Annotated in this window: 6 protein-coding genes; 2 read left to right on the top strand and 4 right to left on the bottom strand. The window is 65.2% G+C overall.

What is annotated here, in order from left to right:
- Positions 1-142 precede the first annotated feature (142 nt).
- Both ACM9ME_RS13035 and smpB read right to left on the bottom strand, forming a co-directional pair.
- Positions 143-2488, bottom strand: a complete 2346-nt coding sequence (locus ACM9ME_RS13035; protein ID WP_415643890.1) for a hybrid sensor histidine kinase/response regulator — start codon at positions 2486-2488, stop codon at positions 143-145.
- The gene (smpB, locus tag ACM9ME_RS13030) at positions 2489-2971 is read right to left on the bottom strand and encodes an SsrA-binding protein SmpB (RefSeq protein WP_415643889.1); all 483 of its coding nucleotides are present in this window, start codon (positions 2969-2971) and stop codon (positions 2489-2491) included. It lies immediately after the preceding gene.
- Positions 2972-3150: 179 nt separating this feature from the next.
- Here smpB and ACM9ME_RS13025 point away from each other — a divergent pair, with 179 nt between their 5' ends.
- Positions 3151-3732 carry a hypothetical protein gene (locus ACM9ME_RS13025; RefSeq protein ID WP_415643888.1) on the top strand — a complete coding sequence of 194 codons (582 nt, stop codon included), beginning with the start codon at positions 3151-3153 and terminating at the stop codon, positions 3730-3732.
- Between the two features lie 4 nt (positions 3733-3736).
- On the opposite strand, the gene dapA is transcribed toward ACM9ME_RS13025, so the two are convergent.
- The gene (gene dapA, locus ACM9ME_RS13020; RefSeq protein ID WP_415643887.1) at positions 3737-4612 is read right to left on the bottom strand and encodes a 4-hydroxy-tetrahydrodipicolinate synthase; all 876 of its coding nucleotides are present in this window, start codon (positions 4610-4612) and stop codon (positions 3737-3739) included.
- A 78-nt stretch (positions 4613-4690) separates the two neighbouring features.
- Between dapA and ACM9ME_RS13015 the strand changes: the two genes are divergently transcribed.
- Positions 4691-6634: a lytic transglycosylase domain-containing protein gene (locus ACM9ME_RS13015; protein ID WP_415643886.1), complete on the top strand. Its 1944-nt coding sequence runs from the start codon at positions 4691-4693 to the stop codon at positions 6632-6634.
- Here ACM9ME_RS13015 and ACM9ME_RS13010 read toward each other — a convergent pair.
- A complete protein-coding gene (locus tag ACM9ME_RS13010; RefSeq protein WP_415643885.1) occupies positions 6607-7701 on the bottom strand; it encodes an alpha/beta fold hydrolase in 1095 nt (364 codons plus the stop codon). The genes ACM9ME_RS13015 and ACM9ME_RS13010 overlap by 28 nt on opposite strands.
- Positions 7702-7714 lie beyond the last annotated feature (13 nt).

Raw genomic sequence — 7714 nt, 5'->3', positions numbered from 1 at the left:
CGAGGCCGGTCGCGGGGAAAGACAGCGGGCGGTCGGCGATAGTGGGCCTGCTAGGAAATCAGCGGTTACAGCGCGGCTGTGGTCGCAAATGCTATTTCCACCCGCTATCACTATACCCCCCCGATCAAGTCCGGGGTGACAATTATTCGGCTGCAGCCTCGGCCAGAACCTTTTGCGCCGCCTCCGCCAGCTGCTTCACGCTGAACGGCTTGGGCAGGAAATGCACCCGGTCGATATCGATCGACCGCCGCAGTTGCTCCTCGGCATAGCCCGACATGAACAACACCGGCAGATCGGGAAATTTGAGCCGCGCATGACGGACCAGAGTCGGTCCATCCATGCTCGGCATGACCACGTCCGAAATCAGCAGATCGGGCGCCTCGTCTCCTTCCAAAAGTTCCAGCGCTTCCTCACCATTCGCCGCCGTCGTGACGGTGTACCCATGCCGCGTCAGCGCCCGTTCGGCGACCGCCCGGACCATATCCTCATCCTCGACCAGCAAGACATGACCCTGACCCCATAACTCAAGTGGCTTGTCGGCGGGTTTGGTGACTTCGGGTTGTTCACCGATACCCGTGTGGATCGGCAGATAGATGACGATGCTCGCACCGCCTGCGGACGGATTTTCGGCGAAGATAAACCCGCCCGATTGCTTGACGATGCCATAGACGGTGGACAGGCCCAGCCCGGTGCCTTTGCCGACCTCCTTGGTCGTGAAGAACGGCTCGAAGATCTTGGTGATCAATTCCTCGGGAATGCCTGTGCCGGTATCGCTCATGCGCAGCGCGACATAATCGGCGATCGGCAGCACGTCCGACCCCAGCCGCCGTACTTCGGCCGCCGACATGGCATAGGTGCGCAGCGTCAGTGTGCCGCCATCGGCCATCGCGTCGCGCGCATTGACCGCCAAATTGACGATGACTTGCTCGAGCTGCCCCGGGTCGGCGCGGACGGAGGCCATGCCACGGCCATGCTGGATGACCAGTTCGACAGTCTCGCCAAGCAACCGCTTGAGGAGGTTCGACACTTCGGAGACCACATCGGGCAGTTGCAGCACTTGCGGGCGCAACGTCTGCTGGCGCGAAAATGCCAGCAATTGCCGCGTCAGACTGGCCGCGCGGTTCGAGTTGAGCCGGACCTGCTGAATGTCGTCATAATCGCTGTCGCCGGGTGAATGGCGCATCAGCATCAGGTCGCAATGGCCGATGATGCCCGTCAGGATGTTGTTGAAATCATGCGCCACGCCGCCCGCCAGCTGCCCGACCGCCTGCATCTTGGTCGCCTGCGCCACCTCCCGCTGCAACCGCGTTTCCTCGCTATTGTCCTTGAGGCTGAGCAAGGCCGCCGCTTCTCCCAGTCCGCGCGTGCCGGCGATGGTCATCGCGATCGGATCGTCGGGCCGCGCTTTCAGTCTAATGGCGATATCGCCTTGGCTCGACCGGCTCAGCGCGAAGCGACGCACCGCGTCCGCCACCGCGGCCTTGTCCTCGGCAATCACCAGGTCCGATGGATAGACCGGCATTGATCCGGCGGGCACGCCGCCCGCGCGCATGAAGGCCTGATTGATGTACAGGAATCGCCCATCGCGATCCGCCAGCGCCAGACCGAAAGGCAGCATCGACAGCAAGGTGTGGAGCGCCTCGTCGCCGCCCGCGCTGACGATCGCGCTGTCGTCATCGACGATCGCGGCAAGGCGCGGTCCGTCTTGGCCTTCTTCCGCGAGCGGCACCTGGAACAGCCGCAGTGGCGCAGCGGCCGGTCCCTCGGCGACGAAACGTAATCGGCCCGCATCGTCGAGCGTCAGCAGCTCGTCGAGCTCATTGGAATTCAATTCGCGTCGCGCGCCGGCGGTCGCGCGCAACGCCATCGCAGCGTTGATTGCGAGCAGTCCGGCGCGCTCGTCAATCACCGCCGCCATGATGCCGGCATGACCGAGCCGCTCACCAATATCGCCGGCGATCGCCCCGATCACGTCTGCGGCGCGATCATAAGTCTCGTCGGGGGTGAAGCGCCACACGAGCACCGGTTCATCCCACCCGGCGCGTGTCGCCGCGATGATGAAGTTGCGGTCCCCTAATCGCGCGTTGAACGTCGCACTGCCATTCTGCCACGCGAAGCGCGTTGAGATGGTCAGCTGCGCGCGGTCCTGATCCGAAAATGGCACGGCGGCGAAACCGACGCCGCCAAAACGACTCTCGAACGTCTGATTGGCGCAGACCGGATGCCCGTCACGGTTGATCAGCAGCACCGGAACATTCTCGCCATCGGCCACCGCACGGACCATCGTCCAGTCGGCTACCGACGCGCGGGCGGCGGGCGTCGCATCACGGATCTGGATCAGGCCCAGCGCGCCGAGCGCCGCAATCAATGCGATAGCCGCGGCAATCCCGGGCAGCGGCAAGGCGGCGAGCAACCCGATTACCACCGCCGATCCCGCCGCGGCGAGAACCACACCCGCGATCAACAGCCGTTCGCCGCCGGCTTTCACTTATCCACGATCCCTGAGCAGCCGCGCGGCCTCGCGCTTCCAGTCCTTTTCCTGCTCATATTCGCGCTTGTCGTGATGCTTGCGCCCCTTGGCCAGCGCCAGTTCGACCTTGGCCCGCCCGCGCGCGTTGAAATAGACCGACAGCGGCACGAGGGTCATGCCCTGCCGCGATACCGCGCCGTGCAGCTTGGCGATCTCGCGCTCGTGCAACAGCAATTTGCGCGGCCGCTTGGGCTCGTGATTGAACCGGTTGCCGTGGCTGAACTCGGGGATGTTGGCGTTGATCAGGAACACCCCCGCATCGCTCACCTCGGCATAGCTTTCGGCGATCGATCCCTCGCCGAACCGCAGCGATTTCACCTCGGTCCCGGTCAGCGCGATGCCCGCTTCGTACACCGTGTCGATGGCATAATCGTACCGCGCGCGCCGGTTCTCGGCGACGGTTTTGACCTTGTCGAACGTGGGTGGCTTGGGACGGGGCATGAAGAGGGGCGATGTAGGGGCGATTGGCCGTCGTGGAAAGCGCGCAAGGGAACGGCTTCGACCGGTCAACCGTTTGACGCGGCATCCACAACGAAAAAGAGTCGCACCATGAAACGATTTACCACGCCTTCAATTGATTTACCACGCCTTCAATTATTGCATTCGCCGCCGCTCTGACATTGGCTTCGCCAGCCCTGGCCGGTGACAAGAACGAGCGTGCCACCGCAGCCATCGCCGCCGCTCAAGCCAAGATCGATGCCGCGAACAAGATCGGCGCGGCAGGCGAAACCCCGCGTTTGTCAGCCGAAGCGACGGCGACTCTGGCCGACGCCAGGGAACAACAGGCCAAGGGTCATAAGGACGAGGCGATCGCCGCCGCCAATCACGCGGCGATGCTCGCCGATCAGGCGCTGGGCATGGCAGATCGCGCCAAGACGCAGGACGCTGCTGCGGCCACCGCTCAAGCTGCTGCATCGGCCAACGCGGCACAACAAGACGCCGCCGCCGCCAATGAACGCGCAGCTGCTGCCGAAGCGGCCGCCGCTGCCAAGCCCGCCCCCGCTCCCGTGATCATTCAGGCGGCGGCACCTGCGCCAACCACGGTGACGACCGAAACAACCGCCGCTGCACCAGCACCACGTGTCGTGACGCATCGCGTCGTGACTCACCGCGTCGTCCATCACCCGGTCCATCGCCACGTAACCACCACGACGCGTCCAGCAGCGATGAAAGTCAAAACGACGACGACCGTCGGAAACTAGGTCTTCAAATCAGTCCAGCGTGAGCCAGCGCGGCATCGACCGCCGCGCTGGCCGCGCTCGACGGCGGCGTCAGCGGCAGACGCAATTCGTCGTTCAACCAATCGTGCAACTTCGCCAGCGCATATTTCGTCGGCCCCGGAGAAGCATCGGCAAACAACGCCCCGTGCAGCGGATGCAGCCGGTCGTTAATCTCGCGCGCCTTGGCATAATCGCCGGTCAGGCACGCCGCCTGCAATTCGGCACACAGCCGCGGCGCGACGTTGGCCGTCACCGAAATACAGCCGACTCCGCCCGCCGCATCGAACGCCAGCGCCATGTCGTCATTGCCCGACAGCTGGCAGAAATCGTCGCCGTTGGAGATGCGATGATCGGCACAGCGCGCCAAATTGCCGCTGGCGTCCTTGATCCCGATGATCGTCGGCACATCGTCCAGCGCCGCCACGGTCGACGGCAGGATGTCGGTCACGGTGCGTCCGGGCACATTGTATAGAATGATCGGCAGGTCGCTGGCATCGGCCAGCGCGCGATAATGCGCCTCGATCCCCGCCTGGCTCGGGCGGTTGTAATAGGGCGCAACCACCAGGGCGGCAGCGCATCCGACGCTTGCGGAAAACGCCATGTGCTTCTTTGCGACGGCGGTATCGTTCGACCCGCACCCGGCGATCACCGGCACACGTCCGTCCGCCGCTTCGACGCAAAGGGCGATGACGCGATAATGCTCTTCGTAAGACAGCGTCGCGCTTTCGCCCGTCGTGCCGCACGGGACCAGCGCCGATGACCCCTCGGCGATCTGCCAGTCGACCAGGCGGCGAAACGCCGCTTCATCGACCGCGCCGTCCCGGAACGGGGTGACAAGTGCCGGAATCGAGCCGGAAAACATGGGACCAATCTCCGCGCGCGGCTATCCGCCAGCGCATTATTCATTGCCTGATAAGGAGGGGGCGGTCATTTGGCCAGTATGACGACGAACCACGCGCTCGCCGCCCTTGCCCTGACCCTTGCCGGTCCCGCTTACGCGCAAAGCTTCGCACCGATCGAAGCGAGCAACCCCGCCATCGCCGGGACGCTCCTCGAATGGAAAGCGTTGCGCGCGTCGGCCACGCTGCCGTTCGAACGCTATGCCACTTTCCTGATCGCGCATCCCGGCTGGCCGGGGGAGAGCGGGCTGCGCGGCAATGCCGAACGCAATCTGCGCGCCGATGCCGCCAGTCCGAACACAGTGGTCGCGTTCTTCGGCCGCTATGCCCCGCAATCCGCCAGCGCCGGACTGCGCTATGCCGAGGCGCTGAACGCTCTGGGGCGCAGCGACGCGGCGCGCGTGGCGGCCCGCAAGGCGTGGACCGCCGGCGCATTCGGCGCCGATGACGAGGCGCGCCTGCAATCGCGCTTCGGCAGCGCGCTGACGCAAAGCGATCAGGACAACCGCATGGAGCGGCTGCTGTGGTCGCGCAACGCCGCCTCCGCCGCGCGCCAGCTGACCGGGACCAGCCCGATCCGCCAGCCAATCTACGCCATCCGGCTGGCGTTTCAGCGCAGCGCCCCCGATTCCGCCGAACAGCTCGGCCTCGCGCCGACGGACGCGCGCAGCAATGCCGGTTTCATCATCGATCAGGCGTCATGGCTGCGCGCGACCGGCCAGCTCGATGCCTCGCGCAGCCTGTTCGCCAACCGCCCCAAACTCGACGTGCCGCCCTATGACGCGACCCGCTGGCTCGACACGATGCTGTCACTGGCGAAGGAAGCGGCGGGGCAGGGGAATTGGTCCACCGCTTACGCCATCGCATCCAAACTCACCGACGCGTATCCGGATGGCGTGCAGGTCCGCGACCGCTCGCTGGCCGAGCGCGACGATTACACCAGCCTCGCCTGGCTCGCGGGCACCACCGCGCTGGATAAGCTCAATCGCCCCAACGACGCGGTGCGGATGTTCGATCTTTACGCCAATGCCGCCAAGACCCCCTCGACCCGCGCGAAGGGACTCTATTGGGCGGGACGCGCCGCCGAACGCGCGGGGGATCGCTTCGCCTCTCGCCAGTTTTTCGAACAGGCGGCGGACTATTTCGACCAGTTCCACGGCCAGCTCGCGCTCGAACGCCTCGGCAAGCCGCTCGAACTCCCGCCACAGCGCGATCCGGCGCGGCTGACACCTGAGCAACGCGCAACCTATGATCGTGCCGATCTCCCCGCCGCCGCGCGCTACCTCGGCCAGATCGGCGATTGGGCGACGCAATCGCTGTTCCTGCGCGCCATCGCCCAGGACGCCAACAGCGACAGCGACCACGCGCTCGGTTATGATTTCGCCGCGCGTATCGGCCGTCCTGACCTCGCGGTAATGATCGGGCGCAGCGCGGGCGTGAACGGCTATCGCGACCAACTCCGCCCTGGTTTCCCCGTCGTCCCGATCCCCGACGATGCACGTGGTAGCTGGATCATGGTTCACGCCATCGCGCGCCAGGAAAGCCAGTTCGACCGCAAGATCGTCAGCCGCGCGGGTGCCGTCGGCGTGATGCAGCTGATGACCCCCACTGCGCAGGAAACCGCGAACCGCAGCGGCATCGGCTGGCAACCCGCCAGCATGACCGAGCCGACCTACAACATGCGCCTCGGCAGCTGGTATTTCACGCGGCTGCTGCAAAGCTATGGCGGCAATTACGTGCTGGCGGTCGCGGCCTATAATGCCGGTGGCGGCAACGTGAACAAATGGCTGGCGGCGAACGGCGACCCGCGCACCGGCACCGACACGCTCAAATGGATTGAGGCGATCCCCTTCAGCGAAACCCGCGCCTATGTGCAGCACGTCCTCGAAAACGCCGTCGTCTACGGCCTCCTCGCGCCCGACCATGCGCCGTTCAAGGGACCGACCCCGCTGAGCAATTATTTGGGCAGATCGTCGCCGGGTTGAGCGAGCGGCCGCACTTCGGTCAGCAGCGCGGCGAACGTCCGCCCCGGCTCCTCGAAGATCGGGATGTGTGCCGAATTCTCGAACCACACGAGCCGCTTCTTCGGTGCCTTCAATCCCGCGAACCACCGTGCGGCGATCGTCGAAGCGGTCGTCGTGTCGTGCCGCCCGAGCAGTAGAACAACCGGCACATCGAGCCGCGTCAGCCGCTTGAACGACATATCCGCCAGTTGCGGCCACAAGATCTTCATCGTGTAGGCGCTGCCCGCGTCCCATGCCTGCCGGTCTGCCAGCGTATATTCGGGGGATAGGCGCCCGAGGTGGAAGTAGAATTGCGGGTCGGGCCGGCCCCACAGCAGCCCGCCATAGGCCACGTTCCACTTCCGCTCGATATCGAGCTTCTGCAGATCGAACGCACCCGGCCCCGGATAAGGCGCGATCGCCTGAAGCTCTTTGACCGCAAGCGCATCGCCGCGCCGGCGCGCCTCCGCGAGCGTCCAATTATAGCCCTCGACTTCATTCTCCCGGAAATCGATCAACTGGCCGACGCCAACATAGGCGTAGAGCAGATCGGGGCGCTTCTCCGCGACCATCAATCCGACCAGCGACCCCCAGCTGAGACCCATCAGCACGACCTTGCGCTTGCCGTAACGCTGGCGGAGCTGCTCGATCAGTTCGATGGTATCGTCGCGATAGCGTTCGGGCTTGAGCGTCGGTGCCAGCGCCGCCTGATCGTTGAGCGGAAAACTGCGCCCCGCGCCGCGCTGATCCCAGTGGACCACGGTGAAATAATCCTCCCAGGGCCGCTGAAACGACCAGGCCAGCGGCATCTCGACGGATGCAGGCCCGCCATGGATGAAAACGAGGATCGGGTTGTTCTTGTCCGCCCCGCGCACATTCACGATTTGCCGCGCACCGCCGAGCCTGGTCTCGAAGGTCTCCTGCACGCCGTTGGCGGTGACGATCTTGTTCAGGTCGGTCACGATTTCCCGCCCCGGCATGTACGGATCGGGCGCCGGCGCGGCGGCAAGGGCCAACAGGGCGGCGGACAGGGTCAGGTGGCGTAACACACATAGTCTCCTT

It is taken from the genome of Sphingomonas antarctica (assembly GCF_965137005.1).
GTDB lineage: Bacteria > Pseudomonadota > Alphaproteobacteria > Sphingomonadales > Sphingomonadaceae > Sphingomonas_O > Sphingomonas_O antarctica.
This window is presented reverse-complemented; position numbering and strand designations above follow the sequence as displayed.

What these genes read in the sequence shown, in the direction of transcription:
- dapA (WP_415643887.1), bottom strand. Translation starts at nt 4,612, where the DNA reads ATGTTTTCCGGCTCGATTCCGGCACTTGTCACCCCGTTCCGGGACGGC.
- ACM9ME_RS13015 (WP_415643886.1), top strand. Translation starts at nt 4,691, where the DNA reads ATGACGACGAACCACGCGCTCGCCGCCCTTGCCCTGACCCTTGCCGGT.
- smpB (WP_415643889.1), bottom strand. Translation starts at nt 2,971, where the DNA reads ATGCCCCGTCCCAAGCCACCCACGTTCGACAAGGTCAAAACCGTCGCC.